The sequence below is a fragment of the Pseudomonas sp. GL_117 genome (assembly GCF_057835125.1).
In genome coordinates, this window is the sequence record NZ_CM174418.1 from 4,308,233 (window position 1) to 4,333,010 (window position 24,778).

Genomic DNA, 24,778 nt, shown 5'->3' on the forward strand with positions numbered 1-24,778 from the left:
CGTCATAGCTGGCCATATCGGCCAGAGCCTTCGGTGATCTAACGCTTGGATCAGGAGCTTTGCCTACTGTCAGATCTGACAGTTCTGACTAGCGGCCCGCTCAAATCCCTTCCAACTGCGCCATCAAATCACTCAACCGATCCACCTTCTCGGCGCTGACCTCATTGGCCGCCAACCCATCGATATACTCGGCCAACTCCGCCACCGTGCTGCACTCGAACATCGCCCGCAACGGCACATCACGCTGCAAGCTCTTTTGCACCCGCGAGGCAATCTGCGTGGCCAGCAACGAGTGCCCGCCCAGTTCGAAGAAGTTGTCCTGCACCCCTACCCGCTCAACCTTCAGCACCTCGGCCCAGATCGCAGCCAGGGTGGTTTCCAGCGGGTTGCGCGGCGCCAGGTAATCCTGGCTCTGGAGCTGGCCGATTTCGAGCAAAGGCAACGCCTTGCGGTCGAGCTTGCCGTTGGCATTCAACGGCAGACGCTCAAGCCACAGCCAGTGCAGCGGCACCATGTATTCCGGCAGTTCGGCGCGCAGGCGTTGCTTGATGCGGTCCAGGCGTTCGCTCGGGTTGAGGGTTTCATTGGCAGCGACCAGGTAGCCAACCAGGTGTTTGCCGTTGACGCCGTCCTGCACGCCAACCGCCCCGTCGCGCACTTCCGGTTGCTCGTGCAGGCGTGCTTCGATTTCACCGAGTTCGATGCGGTAGCCACGAATCTTCACCTGATGGTCGATACGCCCGACGTACTCCAGCACGCCATCGCTGCGCCGACGCGCCAAGTCGCCGGTGCGGTACAGGCGCTCGCCCGGTGCACCAAACGGATTCGGCACAAACACCGGCGCGGTGCGCAGCGGGTCGCTGACGTAACCACGCCCGACGCCCGTACCGGCCACGCACAACTCGCCGACTGCGCCTTGCGGCACCAGCTCCAGCGCACCGTCCAGCAGGTACAAACGGTTGTTGTCGGTCGGTGTGCCAATCGGCAGGTAAGTGCCACGGGTCGAGGCCAGGTCGACGCGGAAGAACGCCACGTCATCCGAACATTCCGCCGGGCCATAGGCGTTCACCAGGCCGATCCCGGGGTAACGCTGCAACCACTGATGCGCCAGTTCCGGTGGCATCGCTTCGCCGGTCGGCAGCATCCAACGCAGGCCGTCGAGGTGGATGCGGTCCTGGGCGAGCATGCCCTGGATCAATGACGGCACGCTCTCCAGCACCGTGATGCCTTGCACCTGGACATGCTCGAGCAAGCCTTGCGGATCATGGGCCAGGGCGTTCGGCACGATGTCCACCCGTGCGCCAATCAGTGGCGCGGCGAGGAACTGCCAGACGGAAATATCAAAGCTTTGCGAGGCGGTCTGGGCGATCACATCCGCGTCGCTCAGATTCAGGTACGGCACCTTGCTCAACTGATTGTTGAGCATGCCGCGCTGTTCGACCATCACGCCCTTGGGCAGCCCGGTGGAACCCGAGGTGTAGATCACGTAGGCGAGGTTGTCCGGGCCGCTGTAGACCCCAGGGTTGGCACCGCGAGCCGGCACTTCTTGCCACACCAGCAACTGGCAGTCGAAGCCTTCGAGCAATTCGATGGCCTGCTCGCGGCACGCCTCGCTGCACACCAGCAATGGCGTACGACTCCGCTCGATAATGCTGCGCAACCGCTGGCTCGGCAGGCCCGGGTCCAACGGCAGGTAACCGGCACCAGCCTTGAAGCTGCCGATGATCATGCCCAGCAGGTCGAGGTTGCGCTCGCCGAGCAGAGCCACTGGTTGATCAAGGCCTACACCCGCTTCGATCAACGCATGGCCCAGGCCGTTGCTGCGCCGGTTCAGCTCGTCATAGCTCCAGTGCTGGTCCAGGCAACTGGCGGCGACACGCTGTGGATGCGCCGCCACCTGGGCTTCGAACAGCTCCACGTAGCTGCTTTCCAGCGGGTAGTCGTGGTCGCTCTGATTGCAGCCCTCCAGCAAAAACTCACGCTCCTGCTCGCCAATCAGCGGCAAGTCGGCCATGTCGCCATGGAAGCCCTGCACCAGCGCCAGCAACAGACGCTTGAACTCGCCGAGCATGCCTTGCACGGTGGTTTCGTCGAAGTAACGCTGGTCATAGGACAGGTGCAAGCCCAGGTCATCGCCCGGATAACACACCGCCGTCAGTGGGAAGTTGGTGTGGGTGCGGCCGGAGTCCGAGGTGGCATTCAGGCTTTGCGCACGGTCCAGCACCGAGACTTCCACCGGCGCGTTTTCGAACACGAACAGGCTGTCGAACAGCGGCTGGCCCTTGGGTAGTTCGCTGTGTTCCTGGATCGTCACCAGCGGCAGGTATTCGTACTCGCGCAGTTGCATATTGCTGTCGAGCAGGCCGTTCAACCATTGGCGCACGCTGCACGGCTGACCGTCCTCGGGCAGTTTCACCCGCAGCGCGATGCTGTTGATGAACAGGCCGACGGTGCGCTGCATCTCGGGCATTTCTACCGGGCGGCCGGCCACGGTCACGCCGAACAGCACGTCACGCTCACCGCTCAAGCGCCGCAGCACCAACGCCCACGCCGCCTGGGCAAAGGTGTTGACGGTCAGTTGATGGGCCTGGGCCAGCTCACGCAATTGCGCCCCATCGCGGGCATCCAGACGGGTGTAGCAATCCCCCACCACCATGCCGCCGTGGCCCGCGTGGTCACGCATAAAGGGGCGGTCGCTCGGGATCGGCGTGGTGCGTTCAAAGCCTTGCAGGTTCTGCTGCCACCACTGGCGTGCCTCGTCCAGGTTCTGGCGTTGCAGCCAGGCGATGTAGTCGCGATAACGCGGCGGCGCCGCCAGTTGCGCCTCGCGGCCTTCGCCGAGGGCCATGTAAATGTCGAAGAAGTCGTTCATCAGCAGCGACCGGCACCAGGCATCGATCAGGATGTGGTGGTTGCTCATCATGAACCAGTAGTGCTCGGCGCCGACGCGGATCAAACGCAGGTGGAACGGCGCCTGGTTGAGCAGATCGAAACCGGCTTCGCGCTCGGCCTTGAGCAAGGCTTGCAGGCGCGGTTCCTGCTCTTCTTGAGGAACGTTGCTCCAATCCAGGTATTCAATCGGCGTGCTGCCCGGCTTGTGGATCACTTGCAACATGTCTTCGCCGACGTTCCAACAGAACGACGCACGCAAGGCTTCGTGACGGGCGATCACTGCCTGCCAGGCCTGGGCGAAACGCTCGGGGTCCAGGGCACTGTTGATGCGGTAGCGATCCTGCATGTAGTACAGGCCGGTGCCCGGCTCCAGCAGGGTATGCAGCAACAGGCCCTCCTGCATCGGCGTCAGCGGGTAGACGTCTTCGATAACGCTGGCCGGTACGGGCAAGGCATCCAGTTGCACCTGGGTCAGCTGTGCCAGTGGGAAGTCGGACGGCGTGAGGCCGCCGGCATCGTCCTTGAGGCAGTGGGCGATCAGGCTGTGCAGTTCGGCGAGGTAGGCGTCGGCCAGTTCGTGGATGGTTTGCGGGGCGTGGCGTTCGCGACTGAAGGTCCAGCGCAACACCAGTTCACCACCGTACACCTGGCTGTCGACGCTCAGTGCGTTGGGCAGCGGCGCGTCCGGGTCGTGGGCGAGGCCGGCGGATTCGTCCAGCGGGTGGAACAGCGCATCGCTGCCAAAGCTCTGGTCGAACTGGCCGAGGTAGTTGAAGGTGATCTCGGCGCTCGGCAGTGCCGCCAGGGTCTGCTGGGTCACGTCGTCCGCGAGATAGCGCAACACGCCATAACCCAGGCCTTTGTGCGGCACGCCGCGCAGTTGCTCCTTGATCGCCTTGATCGAGGCGCCCTGCCCGGCGGCTTCTTCGATGTGCAGCGGGGTCAGGCGCAGCGGGTAGGCGCTGGTGAACCAGCCGACGCTGCGGGTCAGGTCGATGTCGTCGAACAGGCTTTCGCGGCCGTGGCCTTCCAATTGGATCAGCGCCGAAGCATGCCCGCTCCAGCGGCACAGCACGCGGGCCAGGGCGGTCAGCAGCAAGTCATTGACCTGGGTGCGGTAGGCGCTTGGCGCCTGTTGCAGCAACTGGCGGGTGCGCTCGGCATCCAGGCGCACGCTGACGGTCTCGGCATCGCGATGGCGCAGGCTGCCGTGTGGACGGTCCACCGGCAAGCTCACCGCGGGCCCGGCCAACTGCGCCTGCCACACGCTCAATTCTTCGCGCAGGGATTCGCTGCCGGCATACGCCTGCAAACGTGCTGCCCAATCACGCAACGCGCTGGTCTTGGCCGGCAGGCTGACGGACTGGCCGTCGCTCAACTGGCGATAGACGTTTTGCAGGTCTTCGAGCAAGACACGCCACGACACGCCGTCCACCACCAGGTGATGGATCGCGATCAGCAGGCGTTGTTGCCCCTCGGGGCCGTCCACCAGCAAGGCACGCAGCAACGGGCCGTGTTCCAGGTCGAGGCTGCGCTGGGTGTCGGTGAACAGCGCGGTGCAATCTCTCATGTCGCGCACTTGCGCCTGCATCAGCACACCGCCTTTAGGCACTGCCAAGTGCTCGGCGTGCCACTGCGCATCGCGCTGGGTGAAGCTCAGACGCAGTGCATCGTGGTGCTCCAGCACCGCCAGCAGCGCTTGCTCCAGGCGATGTGGATCGAGCAACTGCAGCGGCTGGAGCAGCAGCGCCTGGTTCCAGTGCTGGCGCTGGGCAATCTCGATATCGAAGAACCAGTGCTGGATCGGCGTAAGGCCCGAGCTGCCGACCAACACGCCCTGCTCCGCGGTGACCTGTTCGGAGCGGGTGGCGACGGCAGCGAGGGTTTGCACGGTCTGGTGCTGGAACAGGTCCCGCGGGCTGAAATGAATCCCGGCCTGGCGCGCACGGCTGACCACCTGGATCGACAGGATCGAGTCGCCACCCAGCTCAAAGAAGTTATCGTCGAGGCCGACCTGCTGCACGTTCAACACTGCGCACCAGATCGCCGCCAAGGTGCTTTCCAGTTCGTTGCGCGGCGCCACGTACTCTTGACGATTGGCCTGCGAGTCCGGTTGCGGCAAGGCGCGGCGGTCGAGTTTGCCGTTGGCGGTCAGCGGCATGCTGTCGAGCACAATCAGGTGCGCGGGCACCATGTAGTCCGGCAGTTGTGCTTTCAGATCGGCCTTGAGTGCTTCGCGCAATGGGGCGTGGTCGGCATCGCTGACCAGATACGCCACCAGCTGTTTGCCGCTTGGCGCGTCCAGCGCCAGCACCACCGCTTCGCGCACCGCGTCGTGTTCCAGCAGGCGGGTTTCGATCTCGCCCAGTTCAATGCGAAAGCCACGGATCTTCACCTGATGGTCGATACGCCCCAGGTACTCGACCAAACCGTCGGCGCGCTGACGCACCAGGTCGCCAGTGCGGTACAGACGCCCACCATTGCCGGCAAACGGATCGGCGACAAAACGCTCCGCCGTCATCCCCGCACGCTGGTGATACCCCTGGGCCAAGCCTGCGCCGCCGACGTACAGCTCGCCAGTCGTGCCTTGCGGCACCAGGGCCAGGTCGGCGTCGAGAATGTACGCCACGCGCTCGCCGATAATGCTGCCGATCGGCACGCTGGCGGCGCCCTCTTCCAATTGCTCGGGGGCGAGGCTGGCCAGCGGCATGACCACGGTTTCAGTCGGGCCGTAGGCGTTGAAGAACACCTCGGGCTGGAACGCCGCGCGGATCCGCTGCAAGTGTTCGCCGGTCAGCGCCTCGCCGCCGGTGATGCACATGCGCACCGGCAAGGTCTGCTGCTGGGTCGCCAGCCACTGCGCCAACTGGCTGCCGTAGCTTGGGGTGAAGCCGAGGATACTGATGCGATGGGTGCGGATCAGCGCGCAGATTTCTTGCGCGTCCCACTGCCCTTGCGCCCGCAACACCACCTGCGCACCACTGAGCAACGGCACCAACAGGCGCTCGGTGGCGGCGTCGAAGTTGATCGAATAGAAGTGCAGCTCGCAGTCATCCGCGCGCATGCCGAAACGTTCGATCACCGCCTGGCAATGCATGGCGATTTCACCGTGGGCCACCACCACACCTTTGGGTTTGCCGGTGGAGCCGGAGGTGTAGATCAGGTACGCCTGATGCTGCGCCAGGCTGAGCAACGGCAGCTCGTCCACCGGGTAGTTGCCAAGCACTGGCAGGTCATCTTCCAGGCACCAGCAGGCCACCGTCGCCGGCAGTTCACCGAGGGCTTCGAACATCGCTGTGTCACTGAGCAGCAGGCCGATGTCGCTGTCTTCGATCATGTAGTGCAGGCGGTCCAGCGGGTATTCCGGGTCCAGCGGCACGTAGGCGCCGCCGGCCTTGAGGATCGCCAACAGGCCGATGACCATTTCCAGGGATCGCGGCAACGCCAGGCCGACCCGCACCTGCGGGCCGACGCCACGCTCGCGCAGCATCCAGGCCAGGCGGTTGGCACGTTCGTTGAGTTCGCGGTAGCTGAGGGTCGCACCAGCAAAGGTCAGGGCCGGCGCATCACCGCGGGCCAGCGCCTGCTGGCTGAACAACTGATGGATGCACTGGTCGAGACGGTGTTCGCCCGGTTCGCTGCCCAGGCTGTGCTGCAAGGCGCGCTGCTCATCGCGGCTGAGCAACGGCAGTTCGCTCAGCCGCTGCAGCGGGTCGGCAATCAACGCTTCGAGCAGGTTGCGCCAATGTTCGGCCATGCGCGCAATGCGCGGCTCGTCGAACAAGTCGGTGCTGTAGGTCAGGCAGCAACCCAGGCGATAGTCAAGATCGGTGACTTCCAGGTTGAGGTCGAACTTGGTCGCCCGTGCATCGTTGGCCAGGTACTCGACGGTCATACCGGCGAGTTCGCGGCTCTGCTGGAATTCCCAGCGCTGCACGTTGCACATCACCTGGAACAACGGGTTGTACGCCGCACTGCGCGGCGGTTGCAGGGCTTCCACCAGGTGGTCGAACGGCAGGTCCTGGTGGGATTGGCCTTCGATCACGGTGTGGCGCACCTGCTCAAACAGCTCGGCGACATTCATCTGCCCGCTGAGTTGGCAACGCAGCACCTGGGTGTTGAGGAACGCGCCGATCAGCCCTTCGCTTTCCGGGCGGATGCGGTTGGCCACGGGGGCGCCGATGCGCAGGTCGGTCTGGCCGCTGTAGCGGTAGAGCAGCACGGCGAGGGTGGCGGTCATGGTCATGAACAGGGTCAGGCCGCGTTCGGCATTGAACGTGCGAACGCGGGCAGCCAAGTCGTCGCTCAAGTCGAAGCGGTACAGCTCGCCCTGATGGCTTTGCACCGGCGGACGTGGACGGTCGCCGGGCAGTTCGAGCAGCGGGTGTTCGCTGCCCAGTTGCGCGGTCCAGTAGTCCAGTTGGCGCTGGCGTTCGCCGGACTCCAGCCACTGGCGCTGCCACACGCTGTAGTCGAGGTACTGCACCGGCAACGGTGCCAGCGGCGAGGTACGCTCGTCGATGAACGCCTCGTACAGCGCGCTGAGTTCACGGGCAAAGATGTCCATGGCCCAGCCTTCGGTGACGATGTGGTGCAGGGTCAGTACCAGGTAGTGCTCACGCTCGCCGGCCTTGACCACACAGGCGCGCAGCAACGGGCCGGTTTCCAGGTTGAACGGGGTGTGGGCTTCGTGATCCGCCAGTTGCTGCAAACGTTGCTGGCGTTCGCTCTCGTCCAGCGCCGAGAAGTCCTGCCAGCCCATGCGCAGGCCGGTCTGCGCCGAGACTTTTTGATAAGCCACGCCGTCGACACTCGGGAAGGTGGTGCGCAGGGTTTCGTGACGCATGATCAAGGCCTGCAACGCCGCCTCGAAACGCCCCACATCCAGCACACCGCGCAAGCGCGCCATGCCGCCGACGTTGTAGGCCGGGCTGTCCGGTTCCATCTGCCAGAGGAACCACATGCGCTGCTGGGAATAGGACAGCGGCACGGGTTGGCTGCGGTCGACCTGGGCGATGGCGGTCTGTTGGTTGCGCTGCCCCGAGGCCTGGATCAAGCCGACCTGCTCGGCAAACGCGCCCAGCTCGCTGGCTTCGAACAAGGTCCGCAGCGGCAACTCGACGTCACAAGCCTGGCGGGTGCGCGAGATGATCTGTGTGGCCAGCAACGAGTGCCCGCCGAGGGCGAAGAAATCATCGCGCAGGCCAATGCGTGGCACGCCGAGCACCTCTCGCCAGATCGCGGCGATCTGCTGTTGCAGCGGCGTTTGAGGTTCGACATGTTCGCGGGTTTGCCACACCGGTTCCGGCAGGGCACGGCGCTCGAGTTTGCCGCTGGGGCTCAGGGGCATGGCATCCAGGCGCATCAACAGCGCAGGCACCATGTACTCCGGCAACTCGGCGGCCAAGGCGCTTTTCACGTCCTCTTCGTCCAATGCGGTGTGGGCGGTGTAGTAGCCGATCAACTGCGCGTCACGCACCAGCACCACGGCTTGGGCGATTCCCTCAAGGGCGAGCAGGCGCGCTTCGATTTCTTCCGGTTCCACGCGAAAGCCGCGCAGCTTGACCTGCTGATCGAGGCGGCCGAGGTAGTCGAGCACACCGTCGGCGCTCCAGCGCACACGGTCACCCGTGCGATACAAGCGTGCGCCCGCCTCGCCCAGCGGGTCGGCGATAAACCGCTCGGCGGTCAAACCGGCACGCCCGAGATAACCGCGCGCCAGGCCGATGCCGCCGATGCACAGCTCGCCCGGCACGCCGACCGGCAGCAGATTCAGGTGCTCGTCGAGCACACGGCAGATCACATTGCCCAACGGCCGACCAATCGGCGAACGCTCGCCGTCTTCGGCGTGGCAATGCCAGTGGGTCACGTTGATCGCGGTTTCGGTCGGGCCATAACGGTTGTGCAATTGCACCGCCGGCAACTGCGCCAACACGCGGTTGCGCAGCTCGGCGGGCAACGCCTCGCCACCGGAGAACAGGCGACGCAGGCTGGTGCATTCGGCTGCCAGCGGTTCGTCGATAAACAGCTGCAACAACGGCGGCACAAAGTGCAGCGTGGTCACGCCGTGTTGCTGCACCAACTGCGCGATGCGGTGCGGGTCGCGATGCTCGCCGGGGCCGGCCAGCACCAGGCGGCAGCCGCTGATCAGCGGCCAGAAGCATTCCCACACCGACACGTCGAAACTGATCGGCGCCTTTTGCATCAGCACGTCGGTTGGGTTCAGTCGGTAAGTCGCCTGCATCCACTGCAAGCGCTCGGCCAGGGCTGCATGGGTGTTGCCCACGCCCTTGGGCTGGCCGGTGGAGCCGGAGGTGTAGATCACGTAGGCGAGGTTGTCACCGTGCAGGTGCAGGCCCGGCGGCTGGGTCGGCCAGCTGTCGAGGTGCAGGCTGTCCATGGCGATCACACTGACGCCGTCCGCCGTGGGCAGTTGTTCCAGCAGTGAGGTTTGGGTCAGCAGCAGTTCAACGCCGCTGTCGTTGAGCATGTAGGCCAGGCGCTCGGCGGGGTAATCCGGGTCCAGCGGCACGTAGGCGCCGCCGGCCTTGATGATCGCCAACAGGCCGATCAGCAGTTGCGGCGAACGTTCGGCGGCGATGGCCACGCACACGTCCGGGCCGACGCCTTTGTCGCGCAGGTAGTGGGCCAGGCGGTTGGCCTGGGTGTGCAGTTGGGCAAAGGTCAAGGTGCCGCCCTGCCACACCAGTGCGGTGTTGTCCGAGGTCTGCGCGTTGAGCAATTCGGGCAGCCACTGTTGGGCAGGTGTGCACGGCGCGGCGCCCCACGGCTGGAGTTCGGCTTGCAGCAGTTGCAGATCGCCGATGGCTTGATGCGGTTGTTCGCAGGCGGCCTGCAGCAGGTGGGTGAAGTGCTCGGCCAGGCGCTGGATGGTCGCGGTATCGAACAGCTCGTCGGCGTAGTCGAACGACAGGCTCAGGCGCCCGTTGCGGTCTTCTTCGCTGTGCAGTTGCAGGTCGAACTTGGCTTCGCGGCTGTGCCACGGCAACTCATCGGCAAGCATCCCCGGCAGGCGGCGCAAGGCGCTGAGGTCGCGTTGCTGATGGTTGAACATGACCTGGAACAGGCCTTGTTCGCGGGCCTGGGGGAAGGCTTCGAGCAACTGTTCGAAGGGCAGGTCCTGATGGGCCTGGGCGCCCAACGTCGTCTGGCGGGTTGCGGCCAACAACTGGTTGAACGGCAGGCGCCCGTCCAGTTCGGCGCGCAACACCAACGTGTTGATGAAGAAGCCGATCAGACCCTGGGTTTCCTGGCGCGGGCGGTTGGCGCTGGGCACGCCGATACGGATGTCGCGCTGGCCGCTGTAGCGGTAGAGCAACGTCTGGAACGCCGCGAGCAGCAGCATGAACGGCGTCGACTCATGGGCTTGGGCGGTCTGGCGGATCGCCGCACTGAGGCGGGCATCCAGGCGCACGCTGTGGCGCGAAGCGCTGTGCAGGTGTTGCGCCGAGCGCGGGTGGTCGGTGGCCAGGCCGAGCGGCGGATGCTCGTCGCCGAGCTGGGCTTTCCAGTACGCCAGTTGACGCTGGCCTTCCCCTTCGGCCAGCCATTGACGCTGCCAGCTGCCGTAGTCGGCGTATTGCAGCGCCAGGGGTGGCAGCTCCAGGGTCTGGCCTTGGGCGGCCGCGGCGTACAGGCGTGAGAATTCATCAATGAGGATGTTCAGCGACCAGCCGTCCGCGATGATGTGGTGCAGCGTCACCAACAACTGGTGATCTTCATCGTCCAGACGCACCAGGGTGACCCAAAGCAGCGGGCCTTGTTCCAGGTCGAACTGGGTGCGCGCTTCGTCCTCGCGCAGCTGCCGGGCACGGGCTTCGCGGTCGGCGGCGGGCAGGTCACTGAGGTCGATGATTTGCAGGTCGAACGCCGTGTTTTTATCGACACGCTGGAAGGCTTGGCCGTCGCGTTCGTAGAAGCGCGTGCGCAGGGCTTCGTGGCGCTGGATCAGGTGTTCGAAGCTGGCGCGCACGGCGTCTTCATCCAGCTCGCCACGCAAACGCAAGGCGCCGGGGATGGTGTAAGCGCTGCTCTGCGGGTCGAGTTGCCAAGTGATCCACAGGCGGTTTTGCGCCAGGGACTGCGGCAGCTCGTCCTGGCGTGACAGAGCGTGGATGGCGCCTTGGGCGACGCCGCCGTCCTGCTGCAATTGCGCAACGCTGGCGGCAAAGGTCGAGAGTGTCGGAGCTTCGAACAGCAGGCGCAGGTTCAGCTCCAGGCCGAGGGTTTCGCGCAGCCGGGCAACCACTTGGGTGGCGGTGATGGAGTTGCCGCCGAGCAGAAAGAAGTGGTCATCGGCGGCGACGCTGGCCAGTTGCAGCTGCTCGCACCAGATCGCGGCGATCTGGTGTTGCAGGTCGGATTCCAGCGCCGCAGTGCTGACTGAGGCGCCCGCGTCGGGGAACTGCGCGTAGCTGTCGAGGCTGCCATCGGCATGGCGCAGACCACACGCGGCACGTTGCACCTTGCCGCTGGAGGTCTTGGGCAAGGCGCCGGGGTTGAGCAACACCACCACGCTTGGCGCTTCTTGATAGGCCTCGGCGACGGCTTGGCGGATCGCCTTGATCAGCGCTGCGGGCGGCAGGATCTTCTGCACGCTGCGGCTGATTTCCGCCGCGATGCCGATGCCTTCCAGGCCACCGTCATTCACCGCGAACGCCGCAACCCGCCCCTTGCGCACCACTTCCACCTCGCGCTCGATGGTTTGTTCGATGTCCTGGGGGTACAGGTTGTGGCCACGCACGATCAACAGGTCTTTGAGGCGCCCGGTGATGTACACCTCGCCAGAACGGATAAAGCCCAGGTCGCCGGTGCGCAGCCAGGTACGGCCGTTGTGTTGGACGAAGGTCTTAGCGCTGGCTTCGGGGTTGCGCCAGTAACCGTGGGCGATGCTCGGGCCGCTGGCCCAGAGTTCGCCGACGCTGTTGTCCGGCAGTTCGGCGAGGGTGTGCGGGTCGGCGATCAGCACCGCGTGGTCCGGCTGGCTGGTGCCACAGCTCATGATCGCCCTGCCCTGCCCCGGCTCGGCGCGGTTGGCGGCCAGCGCTTGCTCGTCGAGGTGCAGCGCGGGGATGCCACGGCCACGGCTGCCGCCGGCGACAAACAAGGTCGCTTCGGCCAGGCCGTAGGAGGCGAAGAAATTGTCCGCGCTGAAACCGCACACCGCGAACTTCTCGGCGAAGCGTTCCAGGGTGTCGAGGCGGATCGGCTCGGAGCCGGAATAGGCCACGCGCCACTTGCTCAAGTCCAGGCGTTCCAGGGCCGACTCGCTGACCCGTTCGCTGCACAGGCGATAAGCGAAATCCGGGCCGCCGCTGATGGTGCCGCCGTATTCGCTGATCGCTTCAAGCCAACGCAACGGCCGCCCCAGGAAGTACGCCGGCGACATCAGCACGCACGGCACGCCGCTGAAAATCGGTTGCAGCAGGCCGCCGATCAGGCCCATGTCGTGGTACAGCGGCAGCCAGCTGACGATCACGTCGTCGGGGTTGAGGTCGATGCCAAAACCACGGCGGATCAGCACCTCGTTGGCGACCAGGTTGCCGTGGCTGACTTGCACGCCCTTGGGCAATGCGGTGGAACCGGAGGTGTATTGCAGGAAGGCGATGTCGTCAGATTGCAGGTCGACGGCGCTCCAGCGGTCGGCGAGCGTTGCATCCAGGGTGTCGACGCTCAACACCGGCGGCGCGTTTTCGATCTGAGCCAGGCCGTCGCCGAGGCTGGCGATGGTCAGCAGCAGGCGCGGTTCGGCATCGCTGATGATCGACAGCAGGCGCTCCTGATGATGGCGACGGGTCGACTCCGGCGGATAGGCCGGCACCGCGATCACCCCGGCGTACAGGCAGGCAAAAAACGCCGCGACGTAGTCCGGGCCGCTGGGGAACAACAGCACCGCGCGGTCGCCCGGTTCGGCATTGGCCTGCAAGGCGGCGGCGATGGTACGTGCGCGCCTGTCGAGGTCGCGGTAACTGAGCACGACGCTGTGCTCGGCGGACTCGGCGAGGAAGCGCAGGGCAACCTGGTCCGGGGTCTGCGCGGCGCGGCGTTGAAGGGACTGGACCAAAGTGCGGGGGAGTTCGAAGGCGTCCATCATGGGGTTCCTGCCTGGAATCGGCTTACGGGAAATTCGGGAAGTCGGGTGCGCTCAGCCAGCGATCAATTGCCGCGCCGCGCCATTGCGCCAGCGGGCCAGGTGTTCGTCGGCGTAACGGCGGATGCAACGCAGCACGGCGCTTTCGTGCTGCACGAGGAAGAAGTGGTGGCCGTCGAACATGTCCAGGGAGAAGCCGCTGGCGGCGTCGTCCTGCCAGTCGAGCAGTTGATCGGCGCGCACGCTGTCTTGCTTGCCGCCGAACACGTGGATCGGCATGCGCAGCGGCGCGCGTCGGCCGTAGCTGAAACTGCCGCAGAGCAGAAAATCCGCCCGCAGGATCGGTAGCATCAACGCCATCAATTCGGGGTTGGCCAAGGCTTCTTCGGCGGTGCCTTGCAGTTCGCGCAGGCGGGCGATCAGTTGCTCATCGGTCTTCTCGATGGCGTATTCGCTGACGTCACGCCGCGCCGGGCCGGCGGTGCCGGAGGCGAACAGCGCAAGGGGCGCAGGCAGGTTGCGGGCGCTGAGCGCGTGGGCCAGTTCGAATGCCAACAGGCCGCCGAGGCTATGGCCGAACAAGGCGTAGGGACCGTTCAGGTCGCGCCCGATTTCCTCGGCGAGCTGCGCGGCCAGGGCCTGGATGTCGCGCTGCAACGGCTCGTCCATGCGCATGCCGCGCCCGGGCAATTCCAGCGGACAGACCTGCAACCAGTCCGGCAAAGACCGCCGCCAGCGGGCGTAGACCATGGCGCTGGCGCCCGAATAGGGCAGGCAAAACAGGCGCAGGCGCGTCGGCGTACTCATCTGGCGAGCACTCCACACTGAAACACGCTGTGTGCACGATAAAAACCCATTTCGCCCTCCTGCGGGTGCTGATCCTTGGCCGTTTTACGAACGGACCTGTCACCCATGAGAACGGACGGAGCCGGCAAATAATTAGTCGCAGGCTTTGCGCCAGACGTGCTTCACATCGAACCAGAAAGCATAAGATTAGTTCGCCTTCTCATTTGACAATCATTATCATTCAGCATAATTTGTTGCCCGATGTGTAGGAGGCCTCAGCAAGGACGCCCTCCCCTAACCTTTTTGCGACAAGGTGATTTTCCATGACGGAACAAGTATCCACAGGCAGGTGCGACTCACCCCTTCTACAGGCATTTGTCGACAATCGACTGATCCTGGTGAAGATCGCGGCACGCATTACCGGGTGCCGTTCCCGTGCCGAAGACGTAGTGCAGGACGCCTACTTCCGACTGCAATCGGCGCCGACGATCACGTCATCGTTCAAGGCCCAATTGAGTTACCTGTTTCAGATCGTGCGTAACCTGGCGATCGATCACTATCGCAAGCAGGCCCTGGAGCTCAAGTACTCCGGGACAGAAGAGGAAGGCTTGAATGTGGTTATTCACGGCGCTTCACCGGAGACGTCCCACATCAACTTCAACACCCTGGAAAACATCGCCGACGCGTTGACGGAGCTGCCCCAGCGCACCCGCTACGCATTCGAGATGTACCGCTTGCACGGCGTGCCGCAAAAAGACATCGCCAAGGAACTCGGCGTGTCGCCGACGTTGGTGAACTTCATGATCCGTGATGCGCTGGTGCACTGCCGCAAGGTGTCGGGCAGCCATAGCGATACGTTTGCACGGCGGGTCTGAACACAGCACAAAACTGACTGTGTGGGCTTTTGTGGGAGTTGCTGGAGAGTGAGTGCTCGGCTGCAGATCCCAGGCACTGCCAATCCCCTGTGGGAGCTGTCGAGCTTTAGCGAGGCTGCGAAGGCGGCGGCATTGCTGGTAGAGGTGTTGGCTGAACCACGGCTTTCGCGGGCAAGCCCGCTCCCACATGTTGGTCCGCGTTGCGCCTGTCAGGGCATCGGCATCACATCGATGCGATACGGCTCGAAAATCTTCAGCATCTGCCCACTATCGCGCAAACGCTTGAGCAACTCGGCAAACGCCTGCGCCGTAATCGGCGCATTCGGCCGCAGCAACGCATAGTGGTGATACACCTGATCAATGCGTTGCGAAACCAGGAACTGCCCGGCCATCTGTGCATTGCGCACCATGAAATCGCTCAGGTACGAACGGGTCACCAAGGCAATATCGGCACGCCCGCGTGCAACCATCAGCAGGTTGCTGTCATGGGAATAGGTCAACGTCGCGTTGAAGTGTTCGACCAGGTACTTGGGGTCGGGGTTGAAGTTGGCGAAGGCATAGTGATAACCGCTGAACACCGCCAAACGTTTGCCATCCAGGTCGGTGAAATAGCTTTGGTCGCGTGCAGGCAGGCGTTGAGCGACGAACACTTCGGCGTCTTCCAGCCCCATGTCGACGCTGGTGTGGGCAATCTTCTGCCAGCCCCAGTCGGGGTTTTCGAAGATCGCCATGTCGACCCGGCCCTGCTCGAAATCACGGAAGCGCCGCGGAATGGAGGTGGGTACCAGCACGAACTGGTAGTCGGTTTGCGACGTGTTCAAGGCCTCCACCAGTTGCGGCAGCAGCCCGGTGTCGGCGCCTTGCTCAGGGCGTACGGTGTAGGGCGGAAAGTGTGCCGCGCCGATCCTCACCAATTGCGCAGCCGAAGCCGGCACCCAACATGCGGTGCCCAGTGCCAATAAAGTAACTCCTGCAGCCAGCCGCCATGGCGAAAACATTGAGGCACGCACCGTTTCATACTGTGATGGCGATAAGCTAGGCGTTTTTGTCGAGGGAGACAACTTTCCACCGCCAAATTAATAGCTTGCGCCTCAATCGGCCTTCAGAACCATCAGCAGCGCTTGCTCGGCCAATTGCTCCAGGGTCAGGCTGCCCTCGGCGCGAAACCAGGTGGTGGTCCAGGACAAGGCCCCGGTCAAAAAGCGCCGGGTGATAAACACATCGCCCCTGATGTAGCCAGCCGCCTTGGCCTCGCCAAGGACCTGCAACCACAGGGCTTCATACACGTCGCGCAGCGCCAGCACCTGGGCCTGGCCTTCGGCAGACAGCGAACGCCACTCGTACACCAACACCGCCATGGCCTCGCCGCTGCCGCCCATGATCGACTGCAATTCACAGCGGATCAGCGCCAGCACGCGTTCGCGCACCGTGCTCGCTTCTTCCAGCGAAGCGCGCATCATCGCCGTGTTGTAGTGGATGGTTTCTTCCATCACCGCGCGCAGGATCTCGTCCTTGCTCTTGAAGTGATGAAAAATGCTGCCGGACTGGATGCCCACGGCACTTGCCAGGTCACGCACGGTGGTGCGCTCAAAGCCTTTGTTGCGAAACAGGTGCGCAGCAGTTTGCAGCAACTTGCCCCGAGCACTGTCGGGGTCGGTCAATTGGCCGGCGTCGACCATGGCGCGCATCACCCCCAGGGCTTTGTGCTCATCCATGCCTCTCTCCTCTACTTCTACTGACGTCTTGGCCGGCAATTTAGGCCGTGGCCGCTACCCAAGCAAGCGCTTGGGCAAAATCTATGTCCAGAGTTTACAAACCAAGCGCTTGCTTGGTAGTCTCAGCAACAGCCATCAGAGGAAGGATTTCTCATGAGTGACACGGTTCGTATCGGCTGCGCCAGCGCCTTCTGGGGCGACACCTGCACCGCCGCCGCCCAACTGGTGCATGGCGGTGCGCTGGATTACCTGGTGTTCGACTACCTGGCGGAAGTCACGATGTCGATTCTTGCCGGAGCGCGGATGAAAGATCCCCAGGCCGGCTATGCCACGGATTTTGTCGAGGTGCTCACACCACTGCTGGCAGACATCCAGCGCCAGGGTATCCGCGTGATCAGCAACGCCGGCGGCATCCATCCCCAAGCCTGCGCCGCCGCCCTGCAAGCGGCCTGCGACAAGGCCGGCATCGCGTTGAAAATCGCCGTGCTGCTGGGCGACGACCTGCAACCCCAACTCAAAAAACTCGAAAACATCACCGACATGTTCGACGGCACGCCCCTGCCCCCCGTGTGCGTGTCCGCCAACGCCTACCTCGGCGCGCCCGGCATAACCCAAGCACTGGGGTTGGGCGCAGACATCATCATCACCGGCCGCGTGGTCGACAGCGCCGTGGTCAGCGCGGCACTGGTGCATGCCTTCAACTGGTCATGGCACGACTACGACCGCCTCGCCCAAGCCGCGCTGGCCGGGCACATCATCGAATGCGGCGCACAGTGCACCGGCGGTAACTTCACCGATTGGCGCGATGTGCCGGACTACGCACACATCGGGTTCCCCATCGTCGAGGTCAGCGCCGACGGTCAGTTCACGGTGAGCAAAGTCGAGGGCACCGGCGGCCTGATCAGCGAACTGAGCGTGGCCGAACAACTGCTGTATGAGATTGGCGACCCACGCGCCTATTTACTCCCGGATGTGATCTGCGACTTCAGCCAGGTCACCTTGCAGCAACAGGGTGGCAACCGCGTGCGCCTGCTCGGCGCCAAGGGCCTGCCGCCCACCGACAGATACAAGGTCAGCGCCACCTGGCCGGACGGCTTCCGTTGCACCGCCAGTTGCCTGATCGCCGGGATCGACGCCGTGGCCAAGGCCGAGCGGGTCAGCCAGGCGATCATCGACAAGACCGCCGAACTGTTCCGCCAACGCGGCTGGGCGCCGTATACCGAGGTGAACATCGAACTGCTCGGCAGCGAAGCCACCTACGGCCCCCACGCCAGGCGCCACGACTGCCGCGAAGTGGTAGTGAAACTGGCGGTGCGTCACCCCAGCAAACAGGCGCTGGTGCTGTTCGCCCGCGAGATTGCCCAGGCCGCCACCGGCATGGCGCCGGGGTTGACCGGGATCGTCGGCGGACGGCCGACGGTGTATCCGCTGATCCGCTTGTTTTCGTTCCTGGTGGATAAATCCGTGTGCGCGCCGCTGATCGATTTCCAGGGCCAGCGTCACAACGTTGAACTGCCCGCCGCCACCCGCCCCTGCACACCCACCGCAGCGGTTGCGCCCCCCAAACCCGAGGGCCAGGCCGACGCGAGCGTGCCGCTGGTCAAACTCGCCGTGGCGCGCTCGGGGGACAAGGGCAACCACAGCAATATCGGCGTGATCGCCCGTGCGCCCGAGTACCTGCCGTGGATCGCCGAAGCGCTGACCCCCGAGGTGATCGTCGAGTGGATGGGCCACGTGCTCGACCCACAGCGCGGCCGCGTTCAACGCTGGTATCTGCCGGGCAGCCACAGCCTCAATTTCCTGCTGGAAAACGCCCTGGGCGGCGGCGGTATCGCCAGCCTGCGCATCGACCCGCAAGGCAAGGCCTTCGCCCAGCAACTGCTGGAAATCCCCATCGCCGTGCCGCAACACCTAGCTGACCAACTCAACTGACAGGAGCGTGGCCATGGCCTTCGATTCGATCTTCAAAGCCGACCTGTTCCAGGGGCACACCGTGATAGTCACCGGGGGTGGCAGCGGCATCGGTCGTTGCACCGCCCATGAGCTGGCGGCGCTCGGTGCGCGGGTGATCCTGGTGGGACGCAAGCCCGAGAAGCTGGAAAAAGTCGCGGCAGAAATTGCCGAAGACGGCGGCAACGCCCATTGGCTGGCCTGCGATATTCGCGATGAAGAGGCGGTGAAGTCGCTGGTCGCGCAGGTCCTCAAGGAGCACGGGGCGATCCACGGCCTGGTGAACAACGCTGGCGGCCAATACCCGTCGCCGTTGGCTTCGATCAACCAGAAAGGCTTCGAAACCGTGCTGCGCACCAACCTCGTCGGCGGCTTCTTGATGGCCCGGGAAGTGTTCAACCAATCCATGAGCAAACAGGGCGGCGCCATCGTCAACATGCTCGCCGACATGTGGGGCGGCATGCCCGGCATGGGCCACTCGGGCGCGGCGCGCGCCGGCATGGACAACTTCACCAAGACGGCCGCCTTCGAGTGGGGCTGCGCCGGGGTGCGGGTCAACGCCGTGGCGCCGGGGTGGATTGCGTCCAGCGGCATGGACACCTACGAAGGTGCATTCAAGGCGGTGATCCCGACCCTGGGCGAACATGTGCCGCTCAAGCGCATCGGCACCGAATCGGAAGTCAGCGCGGCCATCGTGTTCCTGCTCAGCCCCGCCGCTGCCTTTATCAGCGGCAGCACCCTGCGCATCGACGGTGCCGCGAGCCTGGGCAGCCGCGCCTGGCCATTGCACAAGGCGCAACCGCCGAGCGAGCCGTTCAACGGCTTCCACCGCGCGTATTTGCCCGATGTGCTCAAGGCGGAGCAATAAACCATGCCGGTGCTTGAATCCTTGATCGACCCCCACAGCGCCCAGTTCGCGCAGAACCGTGAAGCCATGCTGGTGGGCATCCAGCACCTGCGCCAATTGGAGCAGAACCTGCTGAACAAGGCCGAAGAGGCCAGGCCCAAGTTCGACAAGCGCGGGCAACTGCTGCCCCGTGAGCGCCTCAATCTGCTGCTGGACCCGGGCGCGCCGTTCCTCGAACTCGCCAGCCTGGCCGGCTACAAGCTGCACGACGACAAGGACGGCAGCGCCGCCGGCGGTGGCTTGATCGCCGGTATCGGCTACGTCAGTGGCGTGCGCATGCTGGTGGTGGCCAACAACAGCGCGATCAAGGGCGGCACGATTTCCCCCACGGGGCTGAAAAAATCCCTGCGCCTGCAACAGATCGCCATGGAAAACAAACTGCCGGTGGTGACCCTGGCCGAGAGCGGCGGTGCCAACCTCAACTATGCCGCCGAAATTTTCGTCGAAGGCGCGCGCAGCTTTGCCAACCAGGCGCGCATGTCGGCCATGGGCTTGCCGCAGATCACCGTGGTGCACGGTTCGGCCACGGCGGGCGGGGCGTATCAGCCGGGGTTGTCGGATTACGTGGTGGTGGTGCGCGGCAAGGCCAAGCTGTTCCTCGCCGGGCCGCCGTTGCTCAAGGCGGCCACCGGCGAAGTCGCCACCGATGAGGAACTGGGCGGTGCCGAAATGCACGCCCAAATCGCCGGCACCGCGGAATACCTGGCGGAAAACGATGCCGATGGCGTGCGCATCGTGCGTGAGATCGTCAGCGCTTTGCCATGGAATGATCAACTGCCGCAGGTGCCCAAGCGCGCCTACGACGAACCGCTCTACCCCATCGAAGAGCTGCTGGGCCTGATCCCGGACGACCCGAAAAAACCCTACGACGTGCGCGAGGTCCTCGCGCGCCTGGCCGACGCGTCGCGCTTGCTCGAATTCAAAGGCGAGTTCGATGCCCACACCGTCTGCGGCCACCTGCACATCCAGGGCCGCGCCGTCGGCGTGATCGGCAACAACGGCCCGATCACGCCAAAAGGCGCGAGCAAGGCTGCGCAATTTATCCAGCTGTGCGACCAGAGCCGCACGCCACTGCTGTTCCTGCACAACACTACCGGTTTCATGGTCGGCACCGAATCGGAACAACAAGGGGTGATCAAGCACGGCGCGAAGATGATCCAGGCGGTGGCGAATGCGCGAGTGCCTAAACTGACGATTGTGCTCGGCGGCTCCTACGGCGCCGGCAACTATGCCATGTGCGGCCGTGGCCTGGACCCGCGCTTCATCTTCGCCTGGCCCAACAGCCGCACGGCGGTGATGGGCGGCGCGCAGGCGGGCAAGGTGCTGCGGATCGTCACCGAGGCCAAGCAATTGAAAGACGGCCTGGTGCCCGATCCCAAGGTGCTGGACATGCTGGAGCAAGTCACCGCGCAGAAGCTCGACAGCCAGTCCACCGCCCTCTACGGCAGTGCCAACCTGTGGGACGACGGGCTGATCGACCCCCGGGATACACGGACCCTGCTCGGCTTTCTGCTGGACCTTTGCCACGAGGCCCAGATGCGTGAACTGCAACCCAATACCTTCGGCGTAGCGCGCTTCTAGGAGAACAATAAAAATGCTTTTTACCCAGGAACATCAGGAACTGCGCCGCACCGTGCGCGCCTTCGTCGACCGCGAGATCAACCCCTATGTGGATGAATGGGAAAAAGCCGGGCGCTTTCCCATCCACGAGATCTTCCGCAAGGCCGGCGACCTCGGCCTGCTGGGTATTTCCAAGCCGGAACAATTCGGCGGCATGGGCCTGGACTACAGCTACTCCATCGTCGCCGCCGAAGAATTCGGCAGCATCCGCTGCGGCGGCATCCCCATGGCCATCGGCGTGCAGACCGACATGTGCACCCCCGCCCTCGCCCGCTTCGGCAGCGATGAACTGCGCGACGAGTTCCTGCGCCCGGCCATCAGTGGCGAGCAGGTCGGCTGCATCGGCGTGTCGGAAGTGGGTGCCGGTTCAGATGTGGCGGGGCTCAAGACCCATGCGCGCAAGGACGGCGACGACTACGTGATCAACGGCAGCAAAATGTGGATCACCAACTCGCCCAGCGCCGACTTTATCTGCCTGCTGGCCAACACCTCCGACGACAAGCCGCACATCAACAAATCGCTGATCATGGTGCCGATGAACACACCGGGGATCAGCGTCAGCCAGCCCCTGGAAAAGCTCGGCATGCGCAGCTCCGAGACCGCCCAGGTGTTCTTCGACAATGTGCGCATACCACAGCGCAACCGCATCGGCCACGAAGGCGCGGGCTTCATGATGCAGATGTTGCAGTTCCAGGAAGAACGCCTGTTCGGCGCGGCCAACATGATCAAGGGCCTGGAGTACTGCATCGACAGCACCATCGAGTACTGCAAGGAACGCCAGACCTTTGGCAAGGCGCTGATCGACAACCAGGTCATCCACTTTCGCCTGGCCGAACTGGCCACCGAAATCGAATGCCTGCGCGCGCTGGTCTACCAGGCCACCGAGCAATACATCAAAGGCCAGGACGTCACGCGCCTGGCGTCCATGGCCAAGCTCAAGGCCGGGCGCCTGGGGCGTGAAGTCAGCGACAGCTGCCTGCAATACTGGGGCGGCATGGGCTTTATGTGGGACAACCCGGTGGCGCGCGCCTATCGCGATGTGCGGCTGGTGTCGATTGGCGGCGGCGCCGACGAAATCATGCTGGGCATCATCTGCAAACTGATGGGCACCTTGCCGGGGAAAAAACCATGAATACCCTGTTGCTGGAATCACACAACGGTGTGCTGCACATCACCCTCAACCGCCCGCAATCGCGCAATGCGATGAGCCTGGAGATGGTCAACGAACTGCATGCCGTGTTGGCACAGCTGGATGGCCACACCCGGGCGCTGGTGATCAGCGGCGCCGGTGGGCATTTTTGCGCCGGCGCGGATGTGAAGGACCTGGCCGCCGCGGGCAGTGATTTGCAGGCGCTGAACCGGGCGTTCGGCACCTTGCTGCAAGCCGTCGAAGCCGTGCCGCAGGTGGTGATCGTAGTGCTGCAAGGCGCGGTGCTCGGCGGTGGCTTTGGCTTGGCCTGTGTGAGCGACATCGCACTGGCTGATCATCAGGCGCAGTTCGGCTTGCCGGAGACAGGGCTGGGGTTGCTGCCAGCGCAGATTGCGCCGTTTGTGGTCAAGCGTATCGGCCTGACCCAGGCACGGCGGCTGGCGCTGACGGCAGCGCGGTTCGATGGGGTGGAGGCGCAGCGATTAGGCGTGGTGCACTTTACCGAGCGCGATCCCCAGGCATTGGCCGAGCGCCTGGATGAGCTGTTGGGCCAGGTGTTGCGCTGCGCGCCGGGGGCGAATGGGCGGACCAAGGCGTTGTTGTTGGCCAGTGTGGATGAGCCGCTGGAACGTGTGCTGGATCGCGGGGCGCAGTGGTTTGCCGAAGCGGTGCGTGGGGAGGAAGGGATTGAGGGGACGCGGGCGTTTGTGCAAAAGCGCATGCCTGGGTGGTGCAAATGACGCTTTCGCGAGCAAGCCCGCTCCCACATGTTGAAATGCGTTCCACCTGTGGGAGCTGGTTTGTCTGCGATGAGGCCAGAACCAACACCCCATCAGCCGAGGGATAACTCCATGCCCACATTCAGCAAAATTCTCATCGCCAACCGTGGCGAAATCGCCTGCCGCATCCAGCGCACCGCCCAAGCCCTGGGCTATCGCACCGTGGCCGTCTACAGCGACGCCGACGCCGACGCCCTGCATGTGCAGATGGCCGATGAAGCGGTGCCTATCGGCCCCGCGCCCGTGCAGCAGTCCTACCTGAATACGGCGGCGATTCTCGCAGCGGCTCGAATAACCGGCGCCGATGCGATCCACCCCGGCTATGGTTTCCTCTCGGAAAACCCCGACTTCGCCCGCGCCTGTCTGGCGGCCGGCCTGACCTTCATCGGCCCCAGCGCCGAGGCCATCGAGCTGATGGGCAGCAAGCGTCGGTCCAAACTTGCCATGCTCGACGCCGGTGTGCCGTGCATCGCCGGTTACCAGGGCAGTGCCCAGGACGACGCCACCCTGCAACGCGAAGCCGAGCGCGTCGGCTACCCGCTGATGATCAAGGCCAGCGCCGGCGGTGGCGGGCGCGGCATGCGCCTGGTGCACAGTGCCGAGACGTTGCTGGAGAACCTCCACACCGCACGCTCCGAAGCCAGCAACGCCTTTGGCAGCGACGAACTGATCCTCGAACAGGCACTGATCGAGCCGCGCCATGTCGAGATCCAGCTGTTCGGCGACAGCCACGGCCACTTGATCTACCTGGGTGAACGCGACTGTTCGATCCAGCGCCGCCACCAGAAAGTCATCGAAGAAGCGCCCTGCCCGGTGATGACGCCCGACCTGCGCCACGCCATGGGCGAAGCCGCGCTGAAAGCCGGGCGCGCGGTGAATTACGTGGGTGCCGGCACTGTGGAGTTCCTGCTCGACCGCAATGGCCGGTTCTACTTCCTGGAAATGAACACCCGCCTGCAAGTGGAGCACCCGGTCACCGAGCTGATCACCGGCCTTGATCTGGTCGACTGGCAATTGCAGATCGCCGCCGGCCAGCCACTGCCGCTGACGCAACAGCAGGTGAGCCTGACCGGCCACGCCATGGAAGTGCGCCTGTATGCCGAAGACCCGACCCAGGGCTTCCTGCCGCAAACCGGCGAAGTGCTGCGCTGGACGCCAGCAGCGGGGGTACGTATCGATCACGGCGTCAGCGAAGGCCAGCGCATCAGCCCGTTCTACGATCCGATGCTGGGCAAAATCATCGCCCACGGCGCCACCCGCGAAGAAGCGCGGCGCAAGCTGCTGCGGGCGGTGGAAGACACGCTGTTGCTCGGCGTGACCACCAATCAGCGGTTACTGGTGGCGTTGCTCAGGCATCCGGATTTTATCGGCGGCGATTTCAGCACCGGCTTTATCGCCGAACACTTCAACGACATCGCGCAACCGCCCGTATCAGCCGAACAACTCGCCCTGGCCGCCGCGCTGTTCTATCAGCACAGCGCCGAGCGGCATCCCCCGGGCCTGGCGGGCTGGCGCAACAACGTCGGTGTGCCGGGCACTTACCGCCTGGAGGTCAACGACACGCTGCATAGCGTCAGCGTTGCCCCGCTGGCGCTGACCAGCGACGGCCGCCACGTCAGCGCCATACTCAACGGCATCCGCCGACGCATCGCCTACCACCTCGACGGCGACCAACTGTGGCTGCCGGGCCTGAGCGTGACCAACCGCACCCAACAAGTCGCCCGCCGCCAGGCCGACGCGCGCAGCGGCACGGTCAAGGCGCCGATGGATGGGGCCATTGTCGATGTGCGCGTCTGCGCCGGTGACAGCGTCAGCAAAGGCCAACTGTTGCTGGTGCTCGAAGCGATGAAAATGGAGCATCCACTGCTGGCCGGCATCGACGGGGTGATCAAGGACGTGCAGGTGATCGCCGGCGATCAGGTGCGCAACCGCCAGGTATTGCTGGAGATCGAATAACGCCTAGGCGGAACTACGCGGCCGGGCTACGCTCTAT

General features: G+C 64.4%; 11 protein-coding genes. 7 read left to right on the top strand and 4 right to left on the bottom strand.

Going from position 1 to position 24,778, the window contains the following annotated elements; translation table 11 throughout:
• Nucleotides 1-100: 100 nt before the first annotated feature.
• A complete protein-coding gene (locus AC3ISR_RS19565) occupies nt 101-13,006 on the bottom strand; it encodes a non-ribosomal peptide synthetase (RefSeq protein ID WP_463984095.1) in 12,906 nt (4,301 codons plus the stop codon).
• A 51-nt stretch (nt 13,007-13,057) separates the two neighbouring features.
• Entirely contained in the window at nt 13,058-13,810 is a 753-nt protein-coding gene (locus tag AC3ISR_RS19570) for a thioesterase II family protein (RefSeq protein ID WP_192296963.1), read from the bottom strand.
• 302 nt (nt 13,811-14,112) lie between these two features.
• Between AC3ISR_RS19570 and AC3ISR_RS19575 the strand changes: the two genes are divergently transcribed.
• Complete coding sequence (locus tag AC3ISR_RS19575; protein WP_005789991.1) at nt 14,113-14,664, top strand: RNA polymerase factor sigma-70; 552 nt, start codon at nt 14,113-14,115, stop codon at nt 14,662-14,664.
• Between the two features lie 209 nt (nt 14,665-14,873).
• On the opposite strand, the gene AC3ISR_RS19580 is transcribed toward AC3ISR_RS19575, so the two are convergent.
• Nucleotides 14,874-15,662 carry a substrate-binding periplasmic protein gene (locus tag AC3ISR_RS19580; protein ID WP_463984094.1) on the bottom strand — a complete coding sequence of 263 codons (789 nt, stop codon included), beginning with the start codon at nt 15,660-15,662 and terminating at the stop codon, nt 14,874-14,876.
• A gap of 93 nt (nt 15,663-15,755) precedes the next feature.
• Nucleotides 15,756-16,379, bottom strand: coding sequence for a TetR/AcrR family transcriptional regulator (locus AC3ISR_RS19585; protein WP_463984093.1), 624 nt, complete (start codon nt 16,377-16,379; stop codon nt 15,756-15,758).
• 153 nt (nt 16,380-16,532) lie between these two features.
• On the opposite strand from AC3ISR_RS19585, the gene AC3ISR_RS19590 reads away from it, so the two are divergent.
• The 6 genes from AC3ISR_RS19590 to AC3ISR_RS19615 all read left to right on the top strand — a co-directional run bounded on the left by AC3ISR_RS19590 (nt 16,533) and on the right by AC3ISR_RS19615 (nt 24,741).
• Nucleotides 16,533-18,311, top strand: a complete 1,779-nt coding sequence (locus AC3ISR_RS19590) for an acyclic terpene utilization AtuA family protein (protein WP_192296966.1) — start codon at nt 16,533-16,535, stop codon at nt 18,309-18,311.
• 13 nt (nt 18,312-18,324) lie between these two features.
• A complete protein-coding gene (locus AC3ISR_RS19595) occupies nt 18,325-19,197 on the top strand; it encodes an SDR family oxidoreductase (RefSeq protein WP_192296967.1) in 873 nt (290 codons plus the stop codon).
• A 3-nt stretch (nt 19,198-19,200) separates the two neighbouring features.
• A complete protein-coding gene (gene atuC / locus AC3ISR_RS19600) occupies nt 19,201-20,817 on the top strand; it encodes a geranyl-CoA carboxylase subunit beta (RefSeq protein ID WP_192296968.1) in 1,617 nt (538 codons plus the stop codon).
• A gap of 13 nt (nt 20,818-20,830) precedes the next feature.
• The gene (gene atuD, locus AC3ISR_RS19605; protein WP_192296969.1) at nt 20,831-21,988 is read left to right on the top strand and encodes a citronellyl-CoA dehydrogenase; all 1,158 of its coding nucleotides are present in this window, start codon (nt 20,831-20,833) and stop codon (nt 21,986-21,988) included.
• Nucleotides 21,985-22,746, top strand: coding sequence for an enoyl-CoA hydratase/isomerase family protein (locus AC3ISR_RS19610; RefSeq protein WP_463984092.1), 762 nt, complete (start codon nt 21,985-21,987; stop codon nt 22,744-22,746). The genes atuD and AC3ISR_RS19610 overlap by 4 nt, the downstream gene beginning before the upstream one ends.
• A gap of 111 nt (nt 22,747-22,857) precedes the next feature.
• Nucleotides 22,858-24,741: an acetyl/propionyl/methylcrotonyl-CoA carboxylase subunit alpha gene (locus AC3ISR_RS19615; protein ID WP_463984091.1), complete on the top strand. Its 1,884-nt coding sequence runs from the start codon at nt 22,858-22,860 to the stop codon at nt 24,739-24,741.
• Nucleotides 24,742-24,778: the final 37 nt, after the last annotated feature.

Bases quoted from the DNA above. Each gene is read 5' to 3' on its own strand.
- AC3ISR_RS19565 (WP_463984095.1), bottom strand. From the start codon at position 13,006: ATGATGGACGCCTTCGAACTCCCCCGCACTTTGGTCCAGTCCCTTCAA.
- AC3ISR_RS19570 (WP_192296963.1), bottom strand. From the start codon at position 13,810: ATGAGTACGCCGACGCGCCTGCGCCTGTTTTGCCTGCCCTATTCGGGC.
- AC3ISR_RS19575 (WP_005789991.1), top strand. From the start codon at position 14,113: ATGACGGAACAAGTATCCACAGGCAGGTGCGACTCACCCCTTCTACAG.
- AC3ISR_RS19580 (WP_463984094.1), bottom strand. From the start codon at position 15,662: ATGTTTTCGCCATGGCGGCTGGCTGCAGGAGTTACTTTATTGGCACTG.
- AC3ISR_RS19585 (WP_463984093.1), bottom strand. From the start codon at position 16,379: ATGGATGAGCACAAAGCCCTGGGGGTGATGCGCGCCATGGTCGACGCC.
- AC3ISR_RS19590 (WP_192296966.1), top strand. From the start codon at position 16,533: ATGAGTGACACGGTTCGTATCGGCTGCGCCAGCGCCTTCTGGGGCGAC.
- AC3ISR_RS19595 (WP_192296967.1), top strand. From the start codon at position 18,325: ATGGCCTTCGATTCGATCTTCAAAGCCGACCTGTTCCAGGGGCACACC.
- atuC (WP_192296968.1), top strand. From the start codon at position 19,201: ATGCCGGTGCTTGAATCCTTGATCGACCCCCACAGCGCCCAGTTCGCG.
- atuD (WP_192296969.1), top strand. From the start codon at position 20,831: ATGCTTTTTACCCAGGAACATCAGGAACTGCGCCGCACCGTGCGCGCC.
- AC3ISR_RS19610 (WP_463984092.1), top strand. From the start codon at position 21,985: ATGAATACCCTGTTGCTGGAATCACACAACGGTGTGCTGCACATCACC.
- AC3ISR_RS19615 (WP_463984091.1), top strand. From the start codon at position 22,858: ATGCCCACATTCAGCAAAATTCTCATCGCCAACCGTGGCGAAATCGCC.